Annotated in this window: 23 protein-coding genes; 10 read left to right on the plus strand and 13 right to left on the minus strand. The window is 69.0% G+C overall.

Annotated features, from left to right (window positions below):
* Positions 1–256 precede the first annotated feature (256 nt).
* Positions 257–1,291 (plus strand): tyrosine-type recombinase/integrase, encoded by a 1,035-nt coding sequence (locus ABGB08_RS51275; protein WP_347606779.1) that lies wholly within the window; start codon positions 257–259, stop codon positions 1,289–1,291.
* Between the two features lie 329 nt (positions 1,292–1,620).
* Here the strand turns inward: ABGB08_RS51275 and ABGB08_RS51280 are convergent, their stop codons facing one another.
* Positions 1,621–1,920, minus strand: a complete 300-nt coding sequence (locus ABGB08_RS51280; RefSeq protein WP_347606782.1) for a hypothetical protein — start codon at positions 1,918–1,920, stop codon at positions 1,621–1,623.
* 123 nt (positions 1,921–2,043) lie between these two features.
* Between ABGB08_RS51280 and ABGB08_RS51285 the strand changes: the two genes are divergently transcribed.
* Positions 2,044–3,288: an acyl-CoA dehydrogenase family protein gene (locus ABGB08_RS51285; protein ID WP_347606785.1), complete on the plus strand. Its 1,245-nt coding sequence runs from the start codon at positions 2,044–2,046 to the stop codon at positions 3,286–3,288.
* Between the two features lie 78 nt (positions 3,289–3,366).
* Here ABGB08_RS51285 and ABGB08_RS51290 read toward each other — a convergent pair whose 3' ends face one another.
* Positions 3,367–3,918: a TetR family transcriptional regulator gene (locus ABGB08_RS51290; protein WP_347606787.1), complete on the minus strand. Its 552-nt coding sequence runs from the start codon at positions 3,916–3,918 to the stop codon at positions 3,367–3,369.
* A gap of 85 nt (positions 3,919–4,003) precedes the next feature.
* Here ABGB08_RS51290 and ABGB08_RS51295 point away from each other — a divergent pair, with 85 nt between their 5' ends.
* From ABGB08_RS51295 to ABGB08_RS51305, 3 genes are read left to right on the plus strand one after another with little or no spacing between them, the layout of a single operon-like run.
* Positions 4,004–4,804 carry an alpha/beta hydrolase fold domain-containing protein gene (locus ABGB08_RS51295; protein WP_347606790.1) on the plus strand — a complete coding sequence of 267 codons (801 nt, stop codon included), beginning with the start codon at positions 4,004–4,006 and terminating at the stop codon, positions 4,802–4,804.
* Positions 4,719–4,964 (plus strand): alpha/beta hydrolase fold domain-containing protein, encoded by a 246-nt coding sequence (locus tag ABGB08_RS51300; protein ID WP_347606835.1) that lies wholly within the window; start codon positions 4,719–4,721, stop codon positions 4,962–4,964. The genes ABGB08_RS51295 and ABGB08_RS51300 overlap by 86 nt, the downstream gene beginning before the upstream one ends.
* Before the next feature lie 37 nt (positions 4,965–5,001).
* Positions 5,002–6,294, plus strand: a complete 1,293-nt coding sequence (locus ABGB08_RS51305) for an SDR family NAD(P)-dependent oxidoreductase (RefSeq protein ID WP_347606793.1) — start codon at positions 5,002–5,004, stop codon at positions 6,292–6,294.
* Between the two features lie 10 nt (positions 6,295–6,304).
* Here ABGB08_RS51305 and ABGB08_RS51310 read toward each other — a convergent pair whose 3' ends face one another.
* On the minus strand, positions 6,305–7,168 hold the full coding sequence (locus tag ABGB08_RS51310; RefSeq protein ID WP_347606796.1) for a LysR family transcriptional regulator: 864 nt from the start codon (positions 7,166–7,168) through the stop codon (positions 6,305–6,307).
* A 93-nt stretch (positions 7,169–7,261) separates the two neighbouring features.
* On the opposite strand from ABGB08_RS51310, the gene ABGB08_RS51315 reads away from it, so the two are divergent.
* On the plus strand, positions 7,262–7,999 hold the full coding sequence (locus ABGB08_RS51315; protein WP_347606799.1) for an SDR family oxidoreductase: 738 nt from the start codon (positions 7,262–7,264) through the stop codon (positions 7,997–7,999).
* Positions 8,000–8,146: 147 nt separating this feature from the next.
* On the opposite strand, the gene ABGB08_RS51320 is transcribed toward ABGB08_RS51315, so the two are convergent.
* Both ABGB08_RS51320 and ABGB08_RS51325 read right to left on the minus strand, forming a co-directional pair.
* The gene (locus tag ABGB08_RS51320; RefSeq protein WP_347606802.1) at positions 8,147–8,875 is read right to left on the minus strand and encodes an MIP/aquaporin family protein; all 729 of its coding nucleotides are present in this window, start codon (positions 8,873–8,875) and stop codon (positions 8,147–8,149) included.
* A 79-nt stretch (positions 8,876–8,954) separates the two neighbouring features.
* On the minus strand, positions 8,955–10,601 hold the full coding sequence (locus ABGB08_RS51325) for a beta-1,3-glucanase family protein (protein WP_347606804.1): 1,647 nt from the start codon (positions 10,599–10,601) through the stop codon (positions 8,955–8,957).
* Between the two features lie 534 nt (positions 10,602–11,135).
* Here ABGB08_RS51325 and ABGB08_RS51330 point away from each other — a divergent pair.
* On the plus strand, positions 11,136–14,522 hold the full coding sequence (locus ABGB08_RS51330; RefSeq protein WP_347606807.1) for a glycosyl hydrolase: 3,387 nt from the start codon (positions 11,136–11,138) through the stop codon (positions 14,520–14,522).
* 293 nt (positions 14,523–14,815) lie between these two features.
* Here ABGB08_RS51330 and ABGB08_RS51335 read toward each other — a convergent pair whose 3' ends face one another.
* A complete protein-coding gene (locus tag ABGB08_RS51335) occupies positions 14,816–15,181 on the minus strand; it encodes a nuclear transport factor 2 family protein (protein WP_347606810.1) in 366 nt (121 codons plus the stop codon).
* Between the two features lie 98 nt (positions 15,182–15,279).
* On the opposite strand from ABGB08_RS51335, the gene ABGB08_RS51340 reads away from it, so the two are divergent.
* Complete coding sequence (locus ABGB08_RS51340) at positions 15,280–16,170, plus strand: LysR family transcriptional regulator (RefSeq protein ID WP_347606813.1); 891 nt, start codon at positions 15,280–15,282, stop codon at positions 16,168–16,170.
* 763 nt (positions 16,171–16,933) lie between these two features.
* On the opposite strand, the gene ABGB08_RS51345 is transcribed toward ABGB08_RS51340, so the two are convergent.
* Entirely contained in the window at positions 16,934–17,215 is a 282-nt protein-coding gene (locus ABGB08_RS51345; RefSeq protein WP_347606815.1) for a hypothetical protein, read from the minus strand.
* A 496-nt stretch (positions 17,216–17,711) separates the two neighbouring features.
* On the opposite strand from ABGB08_RS51345, the gene ABGB08_RS51350 reads away from it, so the two are divergent.
* Together ABGB08_RS51350 and ABGB08_RS51355 are read left to right on the plus strand one after the other, a co-directional pair.
* On the plus strand, positions 17,712–18,569 hold the full coding sequence (locus ABGB08_RS51350) for a universal stress protein (protein WP_347606817.1): 858 nt from the start codon (positions 17,712–17,714) through the stop codon (positions 18,567–18,569).
* Positions 18,570–18,603: 34 nt separating this feature from the next.
* On the plus strand, positions 18,604–19,266 hold the full coding sequence (locus tag ABGB08_RS51355; RefSeq protein ID WP_347606819.1) for a CBS domain-containing protein: 663 nt from the start codon (positions 18,604–18,606) through the stop codon (positions 19,264–19,266).
* A gap of 99 nt (positions 19,267–19,365) precedes the next feature.
* On the opposite strand, the gene ABGB08_RS51360 is transcribed toward ABGB08_RS51355, so the two are convergent.
* From ABGB08_RS51360 to ABGB08_RS51385, 6 genes are all read right to left on the minus strand, one after another.
* The gene (locus tag ABGB08_RS51360) at positions 19,366–20,067 is read right to left on the minus strand and encodes a CBS domain-containing protein (protein ID WP_347606821.1); all 702 of its coding nucleotides are present in this window, start codon (positions 20,065–20,067) and stop codon (positions 19,366–19,368) included.
* 62 nt (positions 20,068–20,129) lie between these two features.
* Positions 20,130–20,558, minus strand: coding sequence for an Hsp20/alpha crystallin family protein (locus ABGB08_RS51365; RefSeq protein WP_347606823.1), 429 nt, complete (start codon positions 20,556–20,558; stop codon positions 20,130–20,132).
* A 648-nt stretch (positions 20,559–21,206) separates the two neighbouring features.
* Positions 21,207–21,839 (minus strand): cation-translocating P-type ATPase C-terminal domain-containing protein, encoded by a 633-nt coding sequence (locus tag ABGB08_RS51370; RefSeq protein ID WP_347606824.1) that lies wholly within the window; start codon positions 21,837–21,839, stop codon positions 21,207–21,209.
* Entirely contained in the window at positions 21,776–22,819 is a 1,044-nt protein-coding gene (locus ABGB08_RS51375) for an HAD-IC family P-type ATPase (protein WP_347606826.1), read from the minus strand. The genes ABGB08_RS51370 and ABGB08_RS51375 overlap by 64 nt, the downstream gene beginning before the upstream one ends.
* Before the next feature lie 237 nt (positions 22,820–23,056).
* Complete coding sequence (locus ABGB08_RS51380; protein ID WP_347606829.1) at positions 23,057–23,665, minus strand: CBS domain-containing protein; 609 nt, start codon at positions 23,663–23,665, stop codon at positions 23,057–23,059.
* Positions 23,641–23,864, minus strand: a 224-nt coding sequence (locus ABGB08_RS51385) for a putative PEP-binding protein (RefSeq protein ID WP_347606832.1), incomplete at its 5' end; no start/stop codon positions are given. The genes ABGB08_RS51380 and ABGB08_RS51385, both read right to left, overlap by 25 nt.

Here is a 23,864-nt window from a genome sequence, read left to right on the forward strand (position 1 = left end):
GTGGCGGCCACCCATGCCCACCGCCGTCCCCTGACACCCGTCGCCGTCCCGGGTCCGCCTCGCACGGCACCCGGCGATAGCGCATGCCCGCCGCCATCACTCACCGTGAGCTACGTGGTTGTTTACAGATAGCGCTGATAGAAACCACGTCGCCGAGCGTTCAAAGTCACACCCGTGCCATCCTGACCTGGATCACCCCCACGGGTGATCACGGTCGAGGCGTACGCATTTACTGCGGCAGAGCAGAAGGCTGGACATGATGAGCGCTGGCACCGCCGACGTGATCCCCCTCGGCCAAGATCGTCCCGAGACGTACACCGACGCCGTCGAGGCCTATCTCCGCTCGGCCGGGATCGCCGCCTCCTCCCGGCGCATCTACCGGATCTCGCTGCTGTCCTGGACCTGGCTAGTCGCCGGGCAGCAGCCGCCGCTGGGCCGCGACCGGCGCGGCGCCGCTGCGCCCACCGTGGCGTTCGCCGCGCTCGGCCAGGCGGCTACCGCCGAGGTGCTCGCTCACGCCTTTTCGCAGCGGGCTCGGTTGGTCGACGCCGACACGGTCAACCGCGAGCTGTCGGTGATGAATGCTGCCATCGTCTGGTGGCGAGCCCGCGGCTGGCTGGCCGGCAACCCGATCACCGGGATCGAGCGCCGGCCCGCCCCGCCGGACCGGACCCGGGCGCTGTCACGAGAGCAGATCGCCACGCTGTTCGACCTCCAGGCCGGCTTGCGCGAACGAACGTTGTGGAAGGCCCTGTACGAGACGTGCGCGCGGGCCGAGGAAATCCTCTGCCTCGACATCGAGGACCTGCTCCTGGCCGACAAGCGCGGCCGCGTCACCTCCAAGGGCGGCACCATCGAATGGGTGCACTGGCAGTCCGGCACCGCCCAGCTCCTGCCCCGCCTGCTCAAGGGCCGCACCCGCGGACCGGTGTTTCTCGCCGACCGCCGGGCACCCGCCCACCTGCCCAGCCGCGACGTCTGCCCAGTCACCGGGCGAGCCCGCTTGTCGTACCGGCGCGCCGCCGAGCTGTTCGAGACGCTCACCCGGCCGCTGGCCCACCCGGGGATCACCGAGCTCAATGCGCGCGGCGGGTGGACACTGCACCAATTGCGCCATTCCGCGCTGACCCATGAGGCTGAGGACGGCACCAACACTCCCACCCTGCTGGCCCGCTCCCGGCACGCCTCGGTGCGGTCCCTGGAGCGCTATGCCCGGCCCGGCGTCGATGCCGTCGCCGCCCACGTCGCCGCGCGCGATCCGCTCCGGCGGGGCAACCGCGGGCGAGCGTAGATCGCGCCACGGCCGGTGCCGTCCCATTCTTGGCGAGCTGGTCGGTCAGGCGCATGTCCAGGCGGCCGTAAGCCAGAGCGGGTCGGCAGAACGCCGCTTTCCTGTCACCAAGATCATCCCAATGTGGGTTTTGAGCTTATGTGGGCTGACCTCCCGATAGTGCACGCTGCGTTCCGCGGAGGCGATCTCCTGCTGACATCAAGATCAATTTCGGTGATACCGGCTGTTTCTTGGTCCCTCAACAGCCACGCCCACCTGCATCGGAACGCTGGATGGCGGTAACTCCGCCTACGCCGTCTCGCTAACGCCACTGGCCGTTCCGTTGTAGGTCACACCCCGAACCGCTCGCGCAGCGTGTTCTCGCCGTACTCCCGTCGGAAGATCCCCTTCTTCTGCAACAGCGGCACGACGTGCTCGATGAAGAGCTCCAGGCCACCCGGTAGCGTGTCGAACTGGATGACGAAGCCATCGGCCGCGCCCGTCCGGAACCATTCCTCGAGGTCGTCGGCGATCTGCTCCGCGCTGCCCACGAGATTGCGGTGCCCTTGCCGCCCGTCGGCGGCCAGCTCCCGTACGGTGCGGTGCTGGTTGCGCTCCAGGTAGAGCCGGGTCGCGGTGTCGAAGCCCACCGAACTGTAGGTGTCTCCGGTGGACTTCAGCAGCTCCAGCGGGAATGGCCGGTCCGGGTCCAGCCCATCAGGATCCCCGGCACGGTCGATAGAGAAACTGTTCTAATCCGCAGAAGGAAGCCGATGACCACCGAGTCCGTGGACCCCGTCGCCGTCAATGCACCGCACCCGGCCGAATCGAGACTGACCGGAGCGCCGACTGTCAGCCACCTCCGCGCCGCCGCCGCTCCCCTTCTGGCCCGACTCGCCGCGACTGCCCGCGAGCGTGAGGAGAGTCACGACTTCGCGTTCGACGATGTACGGCAGCTCATCGACACAGGCATCCTCCTCCTCGCGGTTCCCGCGGCTGACGGCGGAGCAGGCGGGTCGCAACGCGACCTCTTCGACTTTGTCATCGACCTCGCGCGCTCCGACTCCAGCCTGGCGCAGGCTCTCAGGGGCAGCTTCCTGGCGACCAGCCGACTGTCAGCCAGGACCGACTTCCCGGGTCGAGCCGAACTGTTGGAGCGGATTCGCGCCGGCCACCTCTTCTCCGGAACCAACAACGAACGCACCGGAGGACCGACCGGCACGATCAACGCCACGCTGCGACGAGACGGGGACGACTACCTCCTCAACGGCGAGAAGTACTACTCCACCGGTGCGCTGTACGCGACGTGGTTCGGTGGAACCGCCAAGGACGACGACGGCAATGTCGTGCACTTCTGCGTCCCCGCCGACCGGAAGGGCGTGGAACGAATCGACGACTTCGACGGCATCGGGCAACAGCTCACGGCAAGCGGCACCACCCGGCTCACGAACGTCCGCGTCTACGAGGAAGAGGTCACCAGGGCCGACACGACGGCTCCGGACAACCCCTGGCGGGACGGTTCCGGTGCACAGCTCTACTTGACCGCCGTGGAGGCCGGTATCGCCGCACGGGTGTTCGATGACGCGGTCTGGTACGTCCGCGAGAAGGCTCGTCCGATCAGGCACAGCACGGCGGACAAGAGCATCGACGATCTCTACGTCCGCCACACGGTCGGTGAGATCGGGGCGCGCGCGTTCGCGGCCCGCTCGGTCGTCCTTCTGGCCGCGGAGAACTGGGAGGTGTCGTGGCGCCTTGCCGGGACCGAGGCCTACACCGCGGGCGCGGAGTCCTCGGTTCTCATTGCCCAGGCCGGCGTCATAGCGATCGAGTCCGCACTCCGAGCCAGTGAGCTGATCTTCGACGTCGCCGGCGGCTCCATCACCAGCCGAACGCTGGGCTTCGACCGGCACTGGCGCAATGCACGCACTGTCGCGAACCACAACTCGCGCGACTGGAAGGCAGGAGTCGCGGGAGGCTACTTCCTGGCCGACGAGGTGCCGCCGACCATCCTCTTCTGACGCCCGGATCGGCTACGGCTTGGACCGGCCGAAGATTCCCGCTACGACCATCACGTCGGCTTCGGCAGCCTGGGGCCTCTAGCGTCCGAGCAGGCGATGGACGGCGTCGGCGACATACGTGCCTCGTTCGCTGTCTTTGGCGGCGGCGAACTCCGGACCGATCGAGACCCATGTGGCCGCGAGCTGCAGGACGAGAACGAGCAGAACTCCGGCCGGGTAGTGGCCGGGCAATATCCCTTCCGCCTGTGCTCGGGCGATTTCGTCGATTTTGCTCTGGACGCTGGCGGCGGCGAGCGGAACGGGAGCGTCCCCGCTCCGCTCCAGCCGCTGCCAGTCGGACATGCGCATGATCTCCGGGTGTTCGTCGTAGAGGGCGGCGAGCAGCGCGGCGTATCCGGGCAGGTCGTGCACGTCGAGCGGCGTCTGGGTGACGACCTGGGTGACGATGGCTTCGAAGGCGGCATCGAAGAGCTGATCCTTACTGCCGTAGTAGTGGTAGATCTGCGCCTTGTTCGAGTCGGCCGCCGCGGCGATCCGGTCCACGCGGGCCCCCGCGATCCCGTAGGCGGCGAACTCCTTGATCGCTGCCTCCAGCAGGCGCTTGCGGGTGGCTTCGGCATCCCTTTGCATACCCTCATCATATTTTTCTAACCGGTTAGTTGACAAGCTGGCTACGCCGACCTATCTTCTAACTAACCAGTTAGAAGATAGGTGAATGAGGGGACCCCCCATGCTCGGCAACGATCCTCAGATCCACTGGCGGGCGGCCCTGTCGGCCCGCACCTTCCAGCTTCTGTTCCGCCCGATGTTCCGGCTGAGGTACTCCTCACCGGAGTTGCAGTTCGCCACGAAGAAGATCGCCAAGCCTGCGCGGATCACGATCCCAACCCGGCACGGCAAGCTCAAAACGCTGGTCTACGCCCCCACGCCGCAGCACATCGCCGCATGGCACGCTTCCGGCCGCCGGCCCCCGGTCCACCTGATCATCCACGGCGGCGCGTTCATCGTCCGGGTGCCCCAGCAGGAGGACAACGTAGCCCGCTACCTCGCCTCCGAGATCGGCTGCTACGTCGTGATCCCCGACTACGACACCGCCCCCAAGGTCCGCTTCCCGGTATCGGAGGAGCAGACCTACGACGTCTTCCGCTGGATCCACGGCAACGGCGAGGCCCGCGGCTGGGACGGTGAACGCGTCTCCGTCGGGGGTCCGAGCGCGGGCGGCAAGTTCGCGCTCAGCGTCGCGCAGCAGGCGATCGACGAAGGCGGATACGAGCCGGTCGCCATCAGTGCCGAGTTCGGCGCCGCAGACATATCCCGTCCAGACTCCACGCGCGCCTCGGCCAAGCCGAACCCGGTCGTCCCCCCGCAGATGATGGACCTGGTCCGTCGCACCTACTTCGTCCTTCGTCGGCGCCGACCTCACCTCGCCGCTGGCCTCCCCGGCGCTCTACGAGCGGCTTGCGGAATTCCCGCCCACCCTCATCATGACCGCCGAGTACGACACGCTGCGGCATGAGATGAACGACCTGGCGGCCGACCTGGCGGCCAAGGGCGTCCAGGTCACCCACCGCCAGTTCGACGGCGTCGACCACGGCTTCACCCACGTCAAGCCCGTCGAGGTCGCCCGTGAGGCGATCACCATGATCGGTGACCTGCTCCGCAAGGCGTACGCCTGATCCCCTGTTTGAAGCACCCGGAAAGGATGAATCTGCAATGACCGCGAAAATCTGGTTCGTAACGGGTAGTGCCCGTGGTCTTGGCCGCGAGATCGTGGCCGCCGCGCTGGAGCGCGGTGACCGGGTCGCGGCCACCGCCCGGAACCCGCGACGGCTGGACGATCTGTCCGCGGCCCACCCCGGTCGCCTGCTGGCCCTGCCGCTGGACGTGACCGACGCCGATGAGGCCGCGGCGGCCGTCCAGACGGCCGTGGCGGAGTTCGGCCGCCTGGACGTGATCGTCAACAACGCCGGTTACGCCGACCTGGCCTCGGTCGAGGACACCACCCTCGACAGCTTCCGGGCCCAGATCGAGACGAACCTGTTCGGCGTCGTCAACGTCACCAAGGCCGCCCTTCCGGTCCTGCGCGAGCAGGGTGGTGGGCACATCATCACCGTCACCTCGGTTGGCGGACGCGTCGCCACCCCCGGGCTGTCGGCTTACCAGACGGCCAAATGGGCGGTGAACGGCTTCACCGAGGTGCTGGCGGCCGAGGTCGGTCCGCTCGGCATCAAGGTGACGGCGATCGAGCCGGGCGGGATGCGGACCGATTGGGCGGGGTCCTCTATGACCATCCCCCCGCCCTCACCTCCGTACGCCGGCACTATCGGCTTCCTCAGCGACCTGTTCAAGGACGGCACCGACGCGGCCCTGGGCGACCCGGCGAAGGTCGCCGGCGTGGTGGCCCGGCTCGCCGACATGGACGAGCCGCCGCTGCGGCTGCTCCTCGGCTCCGATGCCCTCGCCAGTGCCCGCGCCGCCGCCAGGACGCTCGCCGCCCGCGATCAGGCCTGGCAGGAACTCAGCCGCTCGACCGACCGCGACGACGCCACGCCCCGCCAGCGCGACCCGCTCGGCGAGGCCGCCACGGACCCGGTGTCGGTCGTCCGGCGATTCCTGAGCGAGGTCGTCAACGGGGGTGACCTGGACGTGATCGACGACCTGTGGTCGGAGGACCTGCGCTGGCACGGCGGAAGCCTGGGCGACATCCGTGGCCTGGCCGCCTACAAGCAGTACCTGGGTGCCAGCATTTCCGGCGCTTTCACCGGAATGAGCCTCCGAGAGCAGGACATCGTCGCCACCGGTGACAAGGTCGTCGTCCGCTTCACCAACAGTGGGACTCATACCGGGCCGTTCATGGGCGCGCCCGCCAGCGGCCTACCCGCCGAATGGCTTGGCATCGGCATCTACACGGTGACCAACGGAAAAATCACTGAAGCCTGGTTCGGCGAGGACATCCTCGGCATGCTCCTCCAACTCAACATCGTCAAACTCCCCGACGCGGCTTAACGAGAGCGGGTCATAGCTGTGTGGCCGTGCGGACCAGCCTGGCGAGGGCGGGGGAGCGGCTGTGCGCGGGCCAGGCGATGTGGGTGACGACGGGGGGCGCGTCGGTCAAGGGGACGGCGGTGTGCTCGGCCCATAGCCAGGCGCGGGCGGAGTCGGGGACGACGGCCACGGTGCGTCCGAGGGCGATCAGCTGGGCCAGCTGCGTCTGGTCGTGGATCTCGGGACCCGGGCCGGGTGCGTACGTGCCGTGGCGGGGCCAGCGGGCGAGCGGAAGATCGGGGACGTCGCTGACGTCGGCCAGGGACAAAGTCGTGCGCGCGGCGAGGGGATGCCCGGCGGGCAGGATGGCGATCTGCCCCTCGGTCAGCAGCTCCTCGCTGTCGAACCCGGCGAGGGAGTTGAACGGCGCGTGCATGAGCGCCACATCAGCGCGGCCATCGCGCAGCAGCCCTTCCTGCTCGCAAATGCCGCACAGCAGCACCTCGATCTCGGCGGCGTCGGGCTCGGCCGCGTACGCGTCGAGAAGCTTCTGCAGCAGCTCGTGAGACCCGGCGGCCTTCACCGCCAGCACCAGGCGATTGCGGGATCCACCCGGACTATCGGTGCCACCGGCGCGACGGGTGCGGCGAGCGGCGGCGGTGGTCGCGTCGAGGGCTGCGCGACCCTCGTGCAGCAGCACCTCTCCGGCGCCGGTCAGGGAGACGCCGCGGCGGTTACGTTCCAGGAGGGAGACGCCGAGGCGCCGCTCGAGCCGCTGGATCGCCCGGGACAGCGGTGGCTGGGCCATGCCGAGGCGCTCGGCGGCGCGGCCGAAGTGCAGTTCCTCGGCGACGGCCACGAAGTACCTCAACTCGCGGGTCTCCAAGGTGTCCACGACCACAGCCTACCCCGGTGATACCTACCGGGTATGACAGGACACCGTATCGGTGTTGGATGCACCGCTCGTCCGCGAGCGAACATCAACGGCATGAGCGAAACGAAGATCGCGCTGGTGACCGGCGCGAACAAGGGAATCGGGTACGAAATTGCGGCCGGACTTGGCGCCCTCGGGTACCGCGTGGGCGTGGGAGCCCGTGACGAGGCCCGGCGCGAGACCGCCGTTGAGAAGCTGCGCGCCGCCGGGGTGGACGCATTCGGAGTGCCGCTGGACGTGACCGGCGACCAGAGCGTCACCGATGCCGCGGAACTGATCGAACGGCAGGCCGGGCGCCTGGACGTCCTGGTCAACAACGCCGGCATCTCAGGAGAGACGGGTCCGGGGTGGGCGCAGGACCCGACCACGCTCGACCTCGACGTGGTCCGCACGGTCGTGGAGACCAACGTCATCGGTGTCATCCGGGTGACCAACGCGATGCTGCCGCTGCTGCGGCGCTCGACGTCGCCACGCATCGTCAACGTCTCCAGCAGCGTCGCCTCCCTGACCCGGCAGGCGGACCCGGACATCGAGATCGGCCCAATCATGGCGGCCTACTCGCCGTCGAAGTCGTTCCTCAATGCCGTCACCGTGCAGTACGCCCGGCAGTTCGCCGGTACGAACATCCTGATCAACGCCGCCTGCCCGGGCCTGGTCGCGACCGACTTCACCGGCTTTCAAGGGCCCCGCACTCCTGAACAGGGCGCAGCCACCGCGATCCGGCTCGCCACGCTGCCCGACGGCGGCCCGACCGGTTCGTTCTTTGAGGACGACGGCGTCATCCCCTGGTGACCCCGAACCCGTTCCACCAGCGGCGCAAACGCCGCGACATCTTCGCCGCGGTATCGGCGCGGTGGGCGACCCACGCGCCCGGCTGCTGGCCGGCCGGTAGTGCGGTCCCACACCACGGCGGTGCCCTGGTCCGCGGCACCGGCGGAATCAGCCGCGGGTCGCCTCCACACGGTCGGGAGTCGGCAGTTCGCCCGGCTCCTGCGGGGCGGCAGAAGGCAGGAAGCGGCCGATCAGCAGGTGGTAGAGCCCGGCGCCGGCGAGTCCGCCGACGATGGGGCCGACGATCGGGATCCAGAAGTACGGATAACCCGTCTGATCGCGGAATGCGCCTTCGTAGCCGGTGAGGAAGCTGGCGAGCCGCGGCCCGAAGTCACGTGCCGGGTTGGTCGCGTATCCGGCGTTCGTGCCCCACGCCATGCCGATGCCGACGACGAGCAGGCCGATGACGAACGGCACCAGGTGGGCGGCCGGGGGAGTGCCCGCGGCGTCGGTGATGGCGAGGATCAGGAACAGCAGGATGGCCGTGCCGATCACCTGGTCGCGGAAGGCGCCCCACTCGCCGACCGGCAGCGTGCCGTTGCCGGGCAGAGTGGAGAAGACGCCCTGGGTCTTGATGGTGAGACCGGGGTCCGCGGCGTGCAGGACCTCGGTGTAGTTCCAGCGCACCAGCAGCGCGGCGACGAACGCGCCGAGGAACTGGGCGATCGAGTAGGGAGCCACCTTGCGCCACTCGAAGCCCTTGAAGGCCGCGAGCGCGATGGTGACGGCGGGATTGAGATGCGCGCCGCTGATCCGTCCGGCGACGTAGATGCCGAGCATCACGCCCAGGCCCGAGCCGGCCCGCCGGACAACGCCGAGCCAGGAACTCCTGGTCAACGACGGCACCGGCCGCCGGCCGAGCCGGCTGGCCCCCTACCTGCACCAGCAGTGGCGGGACGGGACCCGCGACGCGATCTCAGGGTTGGGTGACGAATCGGAACGACTGCGCGCCGCTGCCGTTGCAGGTGTACTGCACCAACTGGACGCTGTTGGCGGTGGACGCGCCGGGTACGTCGACGCACTTGCCGCTGTGCCGGGCCGTGAAGTGGTAGTAACCGCCGCCTTCGGAGACCGCCAGCCATTGCTGGTTGTTGCCGCCGACATAGGCCCAGAGGTGCAGCAACGCGTTGTCCGCGGTGGACACCCCGCTCACGTCCAGCACCTGGGCGGGGTTGTTCCGGTTGTTGATCCGCACGTAGCCGCCGCTGGTGGGCTGGAGCTGGAACTGCTGCGCGTAGGAGTTGTTGCAGGTGTACTGCTGGATCGCCGTCCCGTTCGCGGTGCCGGAGGAGCGGGCGTCAAGGCACTTGCCGCTGGTCTTGTTGACCAGGCTGACCCACGAGGCCGGGGGATTGGGGTCCACGGGGCCGCCGGCGCCGAACGGGCTCAGGATGATGCCTGCCGCGCGCGGGTCGCCGTCGTGCACCAGCGATTCGAAGGCGCCGACGTCGTCGAAGGCGAAGGCGTAGGCCTTCTTGTCGACCATGTTCGCGTGAATGATCTTCGCGTACTGGTTGGTCGGGTTGTTGAGGTAGAACTGGGACGCGTCCAGGCTGGGCTGGGTGTCGATGGTGCCGAGGGTGCCGCGGTTCAGGGCGGCGCACAGCGTGCGGGCGATCGGCCCGACGACCTGGTCGTTGGGCGCGTGCAGGTTGCCGTCGCAGCCCCAGACATGGGCGCTGGTCGGCTTGTTGAACGACGCGACCTGCTGTCCGGCGGAGTTGGTGAAGTTCATGACGTTGCCGCTGGTCCGGCCGAAGTACCTGATGGCGGGCTGGTCGGTGAACGGCACCACGGTCAGCGTCTTGCCGGTGTAGGCGTTCCACGCCGACGTGATGTAACCGTCCAGGTAGGTGGGGCTGAACAGGCCGGCGTCGGCCGCCTTGCCCGGCGCGAGGACGCGCAGCACGGTGCCGTCGGAACGGGTGTAGGCGGTGTTCGCCCATCCGGCCTGCGCCCGGATCGAGTTGATCGTGGTTTGGCGCCCGTTGGAGACGACGTCGCCGGTGCGCTTGGTGGCGCCGGTGGCGCCGGTCACGGTGACGGCGTGCGGGACGGCGAACATGTCGACCTGGGAGCTGTTGAGCCAGAGCCCGGCGTCGTTGTAGGTGAACTCGCTCCAGTCGAACAGGATGTCGCGGTTCGCGTCGCCGCCCGCCCACGGCGCGGGTTGCACCAGTCCGTCGGGGGTCAGGAAGAACTTGAGCTTCTCGCCGAAGGAGAAGTACGCCCAGCCGGAGAAGCCGCGCGGGAACCGGATGGTCGTGCTCGCACCGTTTCCGGGCCCGGCGATGGACGCGTCCGGGGCCGGTGACGGCGGAATCTGGCCGCCGGTCCAGGGAACGAAGGTGCCGGCCGCGTTGACGTAGCCGAGCCGGCCGGTGCTGAGGTTGACGCCGATCACGTACAGATAGACCGCGTCGGCGCGGCCCGTGCTGTTGGTGACGGTCACGGGCAGGAGAGCGGGTCCGATCGCCTGCGCGGGCGCGGCGGCGGCGAGCGCGATCGGGATGGCCATGGCGATCGCGGCCAGGGTGCCTAAGACCCTTTGCTTGGTAGGCATTGCGAAAGTCCTCACATTCGTCGAGTGATGACGGTCGCCGACAAGGTTCACAAGCACCCGTCTTGGCAGGGCCTCCCGCAGAGAGAGCGCTCTCGCAGATTAGGCCGGGCTCCATCGCTCGTCAATGGACGAAAGGCCACGGACGCTCCACGCGCGCCTCGTGCGGTCCGCCGCGGGAGAACCGCCGTTCCCTCGTATCCGCCCATGCTGGCGGCGCCCACCGGTAGACGTCGTGGCTCGCGACCGAAGGCGTGCGGCGCCTGGGGCGGCTTCGGCGCCGCGACACCGGACCGCATTGACCTGCACTGGAGGGATTAACCTCCGGGCAATCAGTCGGAAACATTGACGAGAGGTGTTCCGGGCACTAGTTTCCGCGCTGAGAGAGCGCTCTCATCGCGGTGGAGGGAGCCCGTCCCGCGGGACGTTTTCTCCGGTGCGTCCCCGACTCCACTGCGAACCCAGACATCACCCGCTGTTGCCCCCGATCCGCCCGTACCCCGACTCCCACACCCCGGTCGTCACCACGGAGGAAGAATGGACCAGCCCATAGGGGCCCAGTTACCCGGCACCTCGCCGCCCAGTGCCGGCCGGCCGGCCCGCCGTACCGTGTCGCGGTCGGTCGTGGTCAGCGTGGTGCTGGCGATGCTCGCCGCGATGCTCGCCTTCGTGGTCAGCACGCCGGCCGCCCAGGCGGGCACGGTCGGCGCCGGGTCGTACGCCGATACGCTGCCGACCGGCCGTGCGCTGCCGTCCGGCTGCGGATCGCTGTCGACCAACCCGCGCGCCTACGTCACGGCGAACGCCCCGGCCGGCCCGGTCCCCACCAATGACTGGTGGTCGTCGCTGCTGTTCAAGCGGTTGGACTGCGCCTACAGCGAGCCGCTGCACGCGCACCCGATCTCGTACGACACGGTCTCCGGCGGCCTCGGCTTCTCCTACAACACCGTCGCCGCGATCAGCGGCACCGCGACCGGCGTCGGGGAGTACCACTACCCGTACGTGCAGGACATCCTGGTCGGCGTGACCGGGCTGAACTCGCCGGACGCCAAGGTGGACGGCTGGACGGACTGGACGGTCACCCCGTACTGGAGTGACGGCACGCGGACGCTGAAGGCCACCATCGGGCACGGCCTGCCGTTCGCCTACTTCCAGAAGACCGGCGGCAACGCGCAGATCACCACCAGCGGGACCCCGACCGTGTGGTCCAACAGCGGCGGGACCATCGGGTTCACCGTCAACGGCAAGGACTACCTGGGCTTCGCCCCCAGCGGCTCGACCTGGACGGTCAGCGGGACCAGCATCTCCTCGACGCTGAACGGGCAGAACTACTTCTCGGTCGCGGTGCTGCCGACGTCGCCGTCGACCCCGGCGGCCACCCGCACCAGCTTGGCGAACACGTACGCGCAGTACGCCCACGCGCACGTCACCGGCACCCGGGTGTCGTACTCGTACAACCCGAGCAACTCGAACGTCACCACCACCTACACCTTCACCACCACGGCTCGGGAGGGCAGCGCGAGCGGCACCGTCATCGCGCTCTACCCGCACCAGTGGAACTACCTGACCGGCTCGACGCCGCTGGCGCAGACCTACATCTCGGCGCGCGGCCAGATGAAGGTGATCACCGGCAACTCGTTCAGCACCACGATGAAGTTCCAGGGTGTGCTGCCCGAGATCCCGGCGGTCGGCGACAACTCCGGTGGTGACCTGACCACCATCACCAACTACCTGAACGCGGAGCTCGGTGACCCCACGGCCGGCCTCGGCGACGACACCTACTGGACCGGCAAGGGCCTGGGCCGGGCGGCGCGCATCGCGGAGATCGCCGACCAGCTCAACCTGACCGCCGTCCGGGACTCGGCGCTCAACCGCATCCGGACCAGGCTCAACGACTGGTTCACCGCCAGCGCGGGCAAGACCAGCCGGGTCTTCTACTACAACTCGGCCTGGGGCACCCTGCTCGGCTACCCGGCCTCGTACGGCTCGGACGCCGAGCTCAACGACCACCACTTCCACTACGGCTACTACATCGCGGCCGCGGCGACGCTGGCGAAGTTCGACCCGACCTGGGCGACCAACGGCCAGTACGGCGGCATGGTCGACCTGCTGATCCGGGACGCCAACAACTACGACCGCAACGACACCCGCTTCCCGTACCTGCGAGACTTCGACATCTACGCGGGTCACGACTGGGCGTCCGGGCACGGCGCGTTCGGCTCCGGCAACAACCAGGAGTCCTCCTCGGAGGGGATGAACTTCGCCAACGCCCTGATCCAGTGGGGTCAGGCGACCGGCAACACCGCCGTCCGCGACGCCGGCGTGTTCATCTACGCCACCCAGACCGCGGCGATCCAGGAGTACTGGTTCGACGTGCGCAACCAGAACTTCCCATCCACCTTCGGGCACTCCACGGTCGGCATGGTCTGGGGCTCCGGCGGCGCGTACGCCACCTGGTTCAGCGCCGAGCCCGAGATGATCCAGGGCATCAACATGCTGCCGATCACCGGTGGCCACTTCTACCTCGGCGAGTACCCGGCCTACGTGGCGACCAACTACAACGAGCTGGTCACCAACAACGGCGGCCCGCCGACGGTCTGGCAGGACATCCTGCAGGAGTTCCGGGCGCTCGGCGACGGACCGGCCGCTCTGGCGGCCTTCCAGGCCAACCCGGGATACACCTCCGAGGAGGGCGAGAGCAAGGCGCACACCTTCCACTGGCTGCGCAACCTGGCCTCGCTGGGCACGGTGGACACCACGGTCACCGCGAACCACCCGCTGGCGAAGGTCTTCGTCAAGAACGGTGTACGGACCTACGTCGCCTCCAACATCACCAACAGCTCGCTGACGGTGACCTTCTCCAACGGCACGACGCTGACCGCGCCGGCCGGCAAGACCGTCACCTCGGGCCTGTTCACCTGGAGCGGCGGCAACGCGAACGGGGGCGGCACGCCGTCGCCCAGCCCGTCGGCCAGCCCATCGCCCAGCCCGTCCCCGAGCCCGTCGCCCTCGCCGTGCGCACCGACCTCGCTGCTCTCGCAGGGCCGACCGGCCACCTCGTCGAGCACCGAGAGCGGCTACCCGGCCAACCTGGCGTTCGACGGCGACGGGGCCACCCGCTGGTCGAGCGCGTTCAGCGACCCGCAGTGGATCCAGGTGGACCTCGGCTCGGTGCAGAACATCTCGTCGGTGCAGCTGACCTGGGAGGCCGCTTACGGGCGGTCGTACCAGATCCAGACCTCCACCAACGGGACGACCTGGACCGACATCTACAGCACCACCACCGGTGACGGCGGTACGGACAACCTGACGGCGTCCGGGTCGGGCCGCTACGTGCGGCTCTACGGTACGGCGCGCGGCACCGCATGGGGCTACTCGCTGTGGGAGTTCAAGGTCTACGGCGGTGGCGTCTGCACCAGCCCATCGCCCAGCCCGTCGCCCTCACCGCCCGGTCAGTTCTCCGCCAACCGGTACCCGCAGTCGAACGGCTCGCTGCCGGGGACGACGGGGGCGGCCGGCAGCGTCACGCTGGCCGCGGCCAACGGCAACCACGACGGTGTCCCGACCAACGCCGCCGTCTACAACGCGACCGGGCTGACCGGCACGTTCAGCGGCGCGGCCACCACGTTCGACGTGTTCGTGGACGCCGGGACCAACGTCGGCAACGCCACGCAGGTCAGGGTCTCCTACGACCTGACCGGCAACGGCAGCTGGGACCGGGTGGAGACGTACACGTACTTCGCCACCGACCCGGTGAGCGGCTGGGAGCACTACACCCAGGCGTCCGGCGTGAAGACGGCCACCGGCGCGCTCGGCAACCTGGCCGGCGGCTCGGTGCGGGTCGAGATCTGGAGCGCGATCGGCTCCACCTCGACCAATGTCGGGATCGGCAACCAGAGCGTCATCCGGCTGCCCTTCGCGTAGCCGACGATGGCGGCGGGCCGCCCGTGCGGCCCGCCGCCATCACCCCCCAGCATGGGCATCCTCGGCCCGGCCGTCGGCAACGTCGTCGGCGCGGCCCACCTGCTCATCGGCTGCACCACGCTCGGCCTGATCATCGCGTTCCGGCCGGAGTTCGTTCGTACCGAGAAGTAAGAAAAAAGGGGCGCCCCACCAGGGCGCCCTTTTCCATTTAGGCGGAGACGGCGAACGAGTCCAGGTCGAACAGGAAGCCCGAGCCTCCGGTGAAGACCAGGTACAACGGCCCGGCGGGTGGGTCAGCGGGTGGGAGGGACGAACTCGGGCTGGTCGAGCAGGCGTAGCCAGCTTCCGTCAGGCTGGCGCCGGACGACCTGCGCGCGGGCGCCGGTCCCGTCCTTCGGCGGGGTCGAGGTGAGGGCGATGTCGCCGCTTATCAGCGTCGGCAGTGGTTGTTCCGGCTCGAAGCGGGGACGGTTAGCCAGCACCTTTTCCCACAGCGCGCGGATCGCATCCCGGCCCACCGTCTGGCCGCCCGGCGGGTAGGCCATCACCGCGTCCTGTTCGTAGAGTGCGGCGACTCCGGCCGCGTCACCGGCGTTGGATCGTTCGACGAACAAGCGGGTGATGTCTTCGGGCCGCATGGCTTTCTCGTACTCCGGCATTGATTCCTCCTGGCGTTGGGCTTCAGCACGTCCCAGCGTGATCGCCCATTGATCAGAAGTCCAACAGATGGATCTGCTAGGAGCTAGAATCTCCAGTCATGGACCTGAGGCAGCTGGAATACTTCGTCGCGGTCGCCGAGGAGCAGAACTTCACCCGGGCGGCCGAGCGGGTGCACATCAGCCAGTCCGGCGTCAGCGCCCAGATCCGCCAGCTGGAACGTGAACTCGGTGCCGAGCTGTTCGATCGGTCGGCGCGCACCGCCACCCTTACCGTCGCGGGAAAAGCCGCGCTCGAACACGCCCGCGCCGCGCTCGCCGCCGCTGGGGCGATCAGCCAGGCGGTGGGGGAGGTGACCGGCCTGATCCGGGGTCGGCTCACGGTCGGGATGGTTATCGGCTGCACCGTCACGCCGCTGTTCGACGCCCTCGCCGCGTTCCACCGGGCGCATCCCGGTGTGGAGATCTCGCTGCTGGAGGACAACTCCGACCGGCTCGTCGAAGGGGTGCGCGCTCGCACCATCGACCTGGCCCTCGTCGGGACCGCAACCGCCACCCCCGACGGGCTGAACGCGCTGACGATCATCAGCGAACGGCTCGTCGCGGCAGTCCCGGCCGGACACCCCTTGGCGAAACAGCGGCTGGTCACCCTGCGCGACCTGGGCGCCTACCCGATCGTCTGCATGCCACCCGGCACCGGCCTGCGCACGGTATTCGACCAGGCCTGCGCCGCACAGAGACTCCAACCGGTGATCGCGCTGCAGGCCAGCGCCGCGGATGCCATCGCCGACCTCGCCACCCGCGGGCTCGCCGTCGCCATCCTCAGCGACTCGATGGCCGCGCGCTACCGCGACCGGCTCACCGCCCTCGCCATCGACGACGTCGAAACACCGGCCGTGCTCGCCCTGATCTGGAAGAGCACGCGCAGCCCCGCAGTGCGTGAATTGCTCGTGCACAGCCGACAAGCATTCACCAAGCCCGACCCTGCTTAGCAGGAACGCCTTTCACGATCCACTCAATGTGGGTTTGGCTTACTTGGGCTGCCACGTACTGGTCGACGAATCCGGCCAGGACCGGGCCGCCGACACTAGAGAGGCCGAGAACCGGGCCGAACAGCCCGAACGCCTTGGCGAGAATGTCGCGGCTGAACGCTACCGCGCGAGTCGCGGCCGGTCGACAAGAGGCCGCGTCTCTACGGGCGCCGCAACCCGGCGCCCCCGAATCCTGCGCCGTTGCTCAGCGAGAAGGGTTGGCGTCTGAACATGTCAATGGCGCAGCTTTCCGCCACCACCGCCCCGATCCGACACCCCCTCCCGGACTTCTTCGAAGAATTTTCCGGGACGCCGGTCGTCATCGATCCGGCAGCCCGACAGCGTCGCGGCGACCGCGCTCCACCTCCTCCTACATGTGACCGAATGTCTGTTCGGAATGCTGGTCGACCTGCACGGCCGCAGGTGGTTGCCGACGGGGAACCCCGATACATCCGGCCGACGTGATGGAATCAACGTGGCGGGGGTGGCATCCGTTCATGATCGCGTCCCACGCGGAACGCGGAATTGTTGACACCGCGGCGCGGCTTTCGTCACGACAGGAGGTTTCGCTGCGGGCTGGGCCCTGTCGCACCAGTGGGGAACGGACATCCCGTTCATCGTCAACGATGGCGAACTCGGTTTCGTCTGGGCGGTGTCGGTCGGCGTTGGCGTGGCAATGTTCGGACTCATCACCCTCGCGATCCACGGATTCTCCCGATCGGTGTCAGGTCGTGCCATGCTGGCCATCCGCAGTTCCGAGGTGGCCGCGGCAGCATCCGGCATTCGTGTGAACCGGACGAGGATCTTCGTATTCGCCTTCGCCGCAGGCATCGCCGGCCTCGGAGGCGTTCTGCTCGATCTCTTCAGCTTCCAGGTGAGCAACTCGACCGCACCACCCATGACAAGCCTGTTCTGGCTCGCCCTGGCCGTGCTGTTCGGCATCCGCCGGCCTGGCGGCGCCCTTCTCGCGGGTCTGGCGTTCGCCGGCGGCGACGCGGTCTTCCACGCACTCGCGAGCATCGCGCCCGGCTCAGGGGTCAACGACCTGCTCAACTCGCCCCACCTCCTGCCGATCCTCGCCGGTCTCGGGGCGATCCAGCTCGCACAGGAACCCGACGGCATCCTTCCCCTGGTCGGAACCAGAAGCTCGCGAAGCGTCGAGCCAAGCTCCGCGATTCTGAGAGCCCCAAAGTCCACTGCACCGCGGTGTTGGTCCCGAGCCCGTCCAGCTCCCGCGCGTACGCGCCCTCCAATACCCCGGCCGGCTCGATCGCCTGCTCCAGTGAGGTCAGGCGCAGGCACGCCTCCTCGCTGGGCTCGTGGAGCGCGGCGCCGATCACGTTCACTGTCTCGGTCATCGGATCGTTCTTTTCGTCTTCGGTCAGTGCCCTCAGTCTTCTGGGCGGGACCAGGACACGGTCGGTGTACCTGTTCAGGCGGGACCTTCGGCCCTAGGTCAGGAGAGCGCCGTGCAGTGCCATGGAGGGGACAAAGGAGGAGTTATGAAGGATGTCATCGTCGTCGGCGTGGATGGTTCACCCGTGTCACTCGCGGCCGTCGAATGGGCTACCGACGATGCGGTCCGCGCCCGCGTGCCGCTGCGTATCGTGTTCGTCCTGGACCGCTATCCGTACGAGATCGCGAAGTTCCCCAACCCCGACCTGGACGACCAGCTGGCCCGCAACGCCGCCCGCATCCTGGACAAGGCCGAACAGACGGCCCGCGCTCGCCACCAAGGCATCGCCGTCACCACGAAGGTCATCGAGGGCAGGCCCGCCGAGGCGCTGCGCGAGCAGGCGGCCGGGGCCGCGGAGTTGGTGGTCGGCACCCGTGGCATGGGCGGCTTCGCTGGAGCCGTCGTCGGTTCGGTCAGCATGCACGTGGCGGGCCATGCTCCCGGACCGGTGGTCGTCGTGCGCCGGCTGCCCGAGGTCTCGCATGGCGAGGTCGTCGTGGGGCTCGACGACTCACCCGCCTGCCAGCCGGCTCTGGCCTATGCCTTCGAGCAGGCCCGGCTGCGTGGCTGCGCGGTGCGCGCCCTGCACGCCTGGCAGGTTCCGGTGCACGCCTTCGCGCCGGAGATCAGCTACGACATGGACGAGATCCGGACCGCCCAGTACGCGGTCGCGGCCGGCCAGCTCGACCGATGGCGGGAGGAATACCCCGACGTCAAGGTGATCGAGGACATCCGCTGCGCGCATCCGGTCGAGGCCCTCGTCGAGGCCTCCAGCGGCGCGGATCTGCTCGTGGTCGGCTCCCACGGCCACGGCGCCATCGGATCCGTCCTGCTCGGGTCGGTCAGCCGCGGCGTGCTGCGCCACGCCCAATGCCCGGTCGCCGTCGTCCGCCCCAGGGCTTGAGGGCCGGCCAGGCAAGGAGGAGATGGAGATGTCCATGGAGGTCAGGCAGGTGATGGGGCAGGTCGCGATCGCCGTCGCCCAGGATGCGGGTTTCGGCGAGATCGTGTCCGCCATGCAGCGGTTCAAGGTCGGCGCCGTCACCGTCATCGACCAGGATCGCCGTCCGGTGGGCGTGGTGTCGGAGGACGATCTGCTGCTGAAGGAGGCCGGGCCGCCGCGGCACAGCCTGGGAGCCCTGACGCCGGCCCGGCGCGCGGACCAGCGCAAGGCGGCCGGCGTGACGGCGGTCCAGCTGATGAGCTCGCCCGCGATCGTCGTCACGCCCGCCACCTCGGTCAGGGCCGCGGCGCGCCTGATGCACGAGAACCGCGTCAAGCAGCTCCCGGTCATCGACCCGGTCACCGGCCGCGTCTGCGGCACCCTGCACCAGTCCGACCTGCTGCGCGTCTTCGCACGGCCGGTCGGCGAACTGTACGAGGAGATCGCCTCGGCCATCCGCGGCGTGGCGGGTCTTGACCCGGCGGCGCTGACCGTCGACATCAGCGAGGGCGTGGTCACGATCGGCGGGCAGGCCACGGCGGCGGAGGTCAGCAGGCTCCTCCAGGCGATTCGCCAGGTCGACGGGATCGTGGACGTCCTCTCCGCCATCGACACGCAGGCGATCGGGAGTGAGGAGGTCCTCCCGCCGGCGTACTGAGCCGACAGACAACCGACCTGACGGTCACCGTCGGGCCGGTTGTTCGTGCGTTCGGGCACCGCCGTTCGAGCAGGGAGCCCATCAGCGGCACGGCCGGGCTCAGGCGCTCTTCCATTCGGCGTCGCCGTCGTACTTCCACTCCAGCTCGTTGATCACGTCGACCACGCCGTTCACCCGGCCGACCATGCGGGCCGCGATCTCAGCCTCGCTCCGGCGGTCCATGGCGCCGCTGAGGGTGACGACGCCGTTGTCGACGCTGACGCGGACGTGCTCGGTGTCCACCCACAGCGAGCGGCCGAGAACCTCCTGGCGGACATCCTGGGCGATGTCTGCGTCGGGCCGGACGAAGACCCTGATCAGGTCGCGGCGGCTGACGATGCCCACCAGGCGGTCGTCCTCGTCGATGACCGGCAGCCGCTTGACCCCGTGCTTCTCCATGAGCCGGGCGGCCGCGACGGTCGACAGGCGCGGCCCGATGGTGATCGCGGGGGCGGTCATCAGCTCGGCGGCGGTGTCGCCGTGGGACTTGGCCTCGGGGTCGCCGCCTTCCCGGTTCAGCCGGTGGCGGAGCCGGGCGCGCAGCGGCGGCTGGTAGCCCTCGCGGTAGTAGAGCTCCCGGAACTCCTCCTTGCGAAGCAGGTCGGCCTCGGACACGATGCCGATGACGCGGTTCTCCCCGTCCACGACGGGAACGGCGCTGACCCCGCGAGCGATGAGGATCTCGGCGATCTCCTTGAAGGGCGTGCTGGCCGTGATCAGGGCCACCGTCCTGGTCATGACGGCTTCTACCGTAGTACGCATGGCGGGTCCTCTCCCGTTGTCGATGGAGTGCGGGCCCGTTCATGGACGGGCCCGCGATGGTGTCACTTGGTGGTGCGGGGTTTGCTGATCGGGATGCGGACGCCGGCACCCTTGGCGTCGTCCAGCTTCACGCTGATCTCCAGGAGGCCCTTGTCGTAGACGGCCTTGACGTCCTTGGGGTCCGCGCCCGGGGGCAGGACGACGGATCGGGTGAGCGCGCCGTACCGGAACTCGGTGTGGTGGGCGCCGGAGTCCTCGTGGTGCCGTTCGGCGTGGATGGCCAGCACGCCGTCGGTGAGGGTGATCTCGAGGTCCTTGTCGGGGTCGACGCCGGGGAGTTCGGCCACCAGGACGTACCTGCCGTCCTTGACGAAGTCCTCGAAGCGGATCGCGGGACCGATCGCCGGACGGAATCCGGCCAACGGCGCTTCCAGCCAGTCGAAGATCTCCGGGAAGAATCCCCTCGGCTGCCTGCGGGTGATCGTGGTCATTAACCACCTCCGGTGATGCTTGTGTCTCCGTCTCCGTCTCCATCCCACGCCCGGCAGGTTGGCCGCCGTAGGGCCGGAGGTCCCCGCGGCGCCGCCGTTGGTCAGCGCAGCCGGCGGGCGTACGGGGAAGGCGGCGGGTCGGCCGGATAGAGACTCCCGCGGAAGTCACCGTCAAGCAGGTTGCATCCTTGTGCCCGCAGCCTCTAGTTCAGTGACCGGAGGGAGCGCCGGATTAGGGCCGAAGGTCCATAGTTGGTGAGAATTCGGTAGGAGCCCGAGGATCCGATGGGTGGGATGACCTGCGTTCACGGTCCAGCGCCGGGTGGAGAAGTCCACCACGACCCTGCTCGGGTTGTTGAGCGTGTACAGCAGCGCGTCGCCGACCACGCGCACGGTCTCGCCGGAACCGTCGGCGACCAGCGCTTGACGAAGCGGCTGCTTCGGTGCGTGGGCAACCCGCCGCGGAACTCGAATACGAGGCGGTCCAGCCCGGGGCGATGGGCGGCGCGGACCGCGACGAGCACAAGCGCCGCCGGGGCTGCCGTCCCAGATCCTGCTCAACAACCTGCTGTACGACACGAGCCAGCTCGCCATTCCCACCGACAAAGTCGACCCCGAGCAGGTGGCCGTACGGCCCGCGCTCGTCCTTCAGCGACGGCGCCGTACCCACCTGCGGATCTCGTCTGTTCCCCACACGAGGACGGGGAAGGCCGCGATCAGCGCCAGCACGTCCGGGCCGAGCGCGGCGGTGCCGAACACCTGCTGCGGGAACGGCACGTAGATCAGGGCCGAGGTGAAGGCCAGCTCGAAGGCGATGCCGCCGAGCAGCAGCGGATTGGTGAACAGCCCGGTCTGGCGCAGTGAGACGTGGTCGGTCCGGGCGGCCAGAGCCGTGCCGACCTGGCAGCTGACCAGCCCGGCGAACGTCGCGGTCGTCGCGGCCACGTAGGCGTGGCGCAACGGCGCTCCCGGGCTCACGTCGGCGCCCGGTCGCCACCCCGCGCGAAGCAGAACGTAGAAGAAGGCGAGCAGGACCAGCGCGGCGGAGACCAGACCCAGGTAACCCCACGCACGCACCAGCATGTCTCGGGAGATGATGCCCTCTGAGGGGGATCGCGGCGGACGCGCCATGATGCCGGGCTCCGCCGGTTCGCGGCCGAGCGCGAGCGCGGGCAGGGTCTCGGTGCCCAGATCGATGGCCAGGATTTGCAGGACGGTCAACGGTAGCGGGATCGCGCCCGCGCTGAGGGCGAAGACCAGGAACGGCACGACCTCCGGCACCGCGTGGGCGAAGATGTACACAATGAACTCACGCGGACTCCGACGGCCAGGGCCAGCGTGATCGTCGGCAGCAGCCCTTCGGGCACGTTGGCGACCAGCAGGCCGATGGCGAAGGTCAGCGCGTCGGTGAGCGGCAGGCCGACGAGCGCGCCGATGAGCAGGAACAGCACGCCCATCCCCGTGGCGATCGCGGCGATCAGCCAGGCGACCCGCTTCACCTGGTTCTCCAGCGGGCTGGTCTCGCGGCGGGTCCGCTGGCTCAAGGCGGCGATCCGGCCGAGCTCGGTGCGGTCCCCGGTGGCGAACACGATGGCCCGCCCCTGCCCTGCCAGGCAGGTGGTTCCGCTGAAGACCAGGTTCGGCTCGCGCAGCAGCGTGAGACCGTCCTCGGCGGGCCCGGCGACCCGTTCCACCGGGGCTGATTCGCCGGTCAGCAGGGATAGGTCGACCTCGACCGCGCCTTCGATCAGCCGGACGTCGGCGGGCACTTTGTCGCCTTCCTCCAGCAGCAGGATGTCGCCGGGCATCAGCTCGGCCACCTCCACCACCTGCTGGCGCCCGTCCCGGACCACCTGCGCACGGTCGGGAAGGTAGGCGGCGAGAGCCTCCACGGCGCGTTCGGCCTGGCGTTCCTGCAGGAGGGCGAAGCCGGCGTTCATCACGATGACCGCGAGGATCGCCCAGCCCAGCTGCGGCGTGCCGGTTGAGAAGGCCAGCGCGCCGGCCGCCCACAGCAGCAGCGCGAGCGGATGGATCAGCTGGCCGACCAGTTCGGTGAGGAGCGAGGAGCGCTGTCGGCGGCGGATCCGGTTCGGCCCGTAGACGGTGAGCCGTCGTTCCGCCTCGCGACGCGGCAGCCCGTCCGGCCCGGTGCCCAGCTCCTTACGGAGCAAAGGCAGCGGCTCCCGCGGGTCGGGGAGCGTGTCAGGACGGTGGCCGGGCGCGGCTGAAGCCGATTCGGCGGACATGACGTTACCCATGACCCCACGGTCCGCCGGGCCGATCGATCGCGGCAGGGTCCAAGGACAGTTGGAGGGTCCCGCGACCCGGTGACCTTCGACCCCGGGTGACCGAACCCTTCCTGGGGGTGCGATGAGAACAGGCAAATCGAGGAGGGATGACAATGGCATAAGGAAGGCCGCGACGCGTCGATCGCGCGCGGCCCTTCTACGTGGACCTTTACTGTCGATCACTGTCGATGCGGCCATGACCGAGAGTCATCTTCCTTCCACTCCATCTCGCTGCGGACGTCGACCACGCGCCGTCATGAGGCCGGCGGCGGTGCGGGCGTCCATCTTCTTGGCGGGACGGGCTCCGTCCGGGGACAGGCGGTGGCGCAGCCGCACCTGCCACGGCTGGCGGTAGCGTTCGTCCCGGAGGAACAGGCGCAGCAGGTCGCTGCGGCTGATGACACCGGACAGCCGGCCCTCGTCGTCGACCACGAGCAGGCGCTTGACGCGCTGCTCGTCCATGACCCGGACGGCGCGCACCGCGGAGGTGTCGGGCCGGATGGTGACAGCCGGGCTGGTCATCAGGTCGGCCGCCGTCAGCGCGTGTGCCTTGCGGTGGGCGTCGAATCCGGGCGCGCGGTCGTTCCTGATGCGGCTGGGCGATTCGTAGCACTCGCGGTAGTACAGCTCGCGGAACTCCTCCTTGCGCAGCAGGTCGGCTTCGGAGATCACGCCGACGAGGCCGCCCGTGGCGTCCAGGACGGCAACGGCGCTGATCTTGTTATCTACCAGAGTGCTCGCCACCTGCTTGAACGACATCGTGGCAGGCACTGCTATCGGTTCGCGGGTCATCACGTCTCTGACGTTGACGCGCATGACTTCCTCCCCATCACACTCATCACGCTGATCGCGCTCATGTTCTCGGCCGGCAGCGCGGCCCGGCCCGCTTCGAGGCGGGCCACCGGCACTCGGAAGGGGGAGCAGGACACGTAGTCGAGTCCGGCTTCGTGGAAGAAGCGCACCGAGCCGGGGTCGCCGCCGTGCTCGCCGCAGACGCCGATCCGCAGGTCAGGCC

Source organism: Acrocarpospora sp. B8E8 (assembly GCF_039871605.1).
In the GTDB taxonomy this organism is placed as follows: domain Bacteria; phylum Actinomycetota; class Actinomycetes; order Streptosporangiales; family Streptosporangiaceae; genus Acrocarpospora; species Acrocarpospora macrocephala.

Coding starts and splice junctions, on each gene's coding strand:
- ABGB08_RS51315 (WP_347606799.1), top strand. CDS start 7,262: ATGAGCGAAACGAAGATCGCGCTGGTGACCGGCGCGAACAAGGGAATC.
- ABGB08_RS51365 (WP_347606823.1), bottom strand. CDS start 20,558: ATGACCACGATCACCCGCAGGCAGCCGAGGGGATTCTTCCCGGAGATC.
- ABGB08_RS51285 (WP_347606785.1), top strand. CDS start 2,044: ATGACCACCGAGTCCGTGGACCCCGTCGCCGTCAATGCACCGCACCCG.
- ABGB08_RS51295 (WP_347606790.1), top strand. CDS start 4,004: ATGAGGGGACCCCCCATGCTCGGCAACGATCCTCAGATCCACTGGCGG.
- ABGB08_RS51350 (WP_347606817.1), top strand. CDS start 17,712: ATGAAGGATGTCATCGTCGTCGGCGTGGATGGTTCACCCGTGTCACTC.
- ABGB08_RS51360 (WP_347606821.1), bottom strand. CDS start 20,067: ATGCGTACTACGGTAGAAGCCGTCATGACCAGGACGGTGGCCCTGATC.
- ABGB08_RS51340 (WP_347606813.1), top strand. CDS start 15,280: ATGGACCTGAGGCAGCTGGAATACTTCGTCGCGGTCGCCGAGGAGCAG.
- ABGB08_RS51330 (WP_347606807.1), top strand. CDS start 11,136: ATGGACCAGCCCATAGGGGCCCAGTTACCCGGCACCTCGCCGCCCAGT.
- ABGB08_RS51290 (WP_347606787.1), bottom strand. CDS start 3,918: ATGCAAAGGGATGCCGAAGCCACCCGCAAGCGCCTGCTGGAGGCAGCG.
- ABGB08_RS51375 (WP_347606826.1), bottom strand. CDS start 22,819: ATGGGTAACGTCATGTCCGCCGAATCGGCTTCAGCCGCGCCCGGCCAC.
- ABGB08_RS51355 (WP_347606819.1), top strand. CDS start 18,604: ATGGAGGTCAGGCAGGTGATGGGGCAGGTCGCGATCGCCGTCGCCCAG.
- ABGB08_RS51275 (WP_347606779.1), top strand. CDS start 257: ATGATGAGCGCTGGCACCGCCGACGTGATCCCCCTCGGCCAAGATCGT.
- ABGB08_RS51305 (WP_347606793.1), top strand. CDS start 5,002: ATGACCGCGAAAATCTGGTTCGTAACGGGTAGTGCCCGTGGTCTTGGC.
- ABGB08_RS51325 (WP_347606804.1), bottom strand. CDS start 10,601: ATGCCTACCAAGCAAAGGGTCTTAGGCACCCTGGCCGCGATCGCCATG.
- ABGB08_RS51380 (WP_347606829.1), bottom strand. CDS start 23,665: ATGCGCGTCAACGTCAGAGACGTGATGACCCGCGAACCGATAGCAGTG.
- ABGB08_RS51335 (WP_347606810.1), bottom strand. CDS start 15,181: ATGCCGGAGTACGAGAAAGCCATGCGGCCCGAAGACATCACCCGCTTG.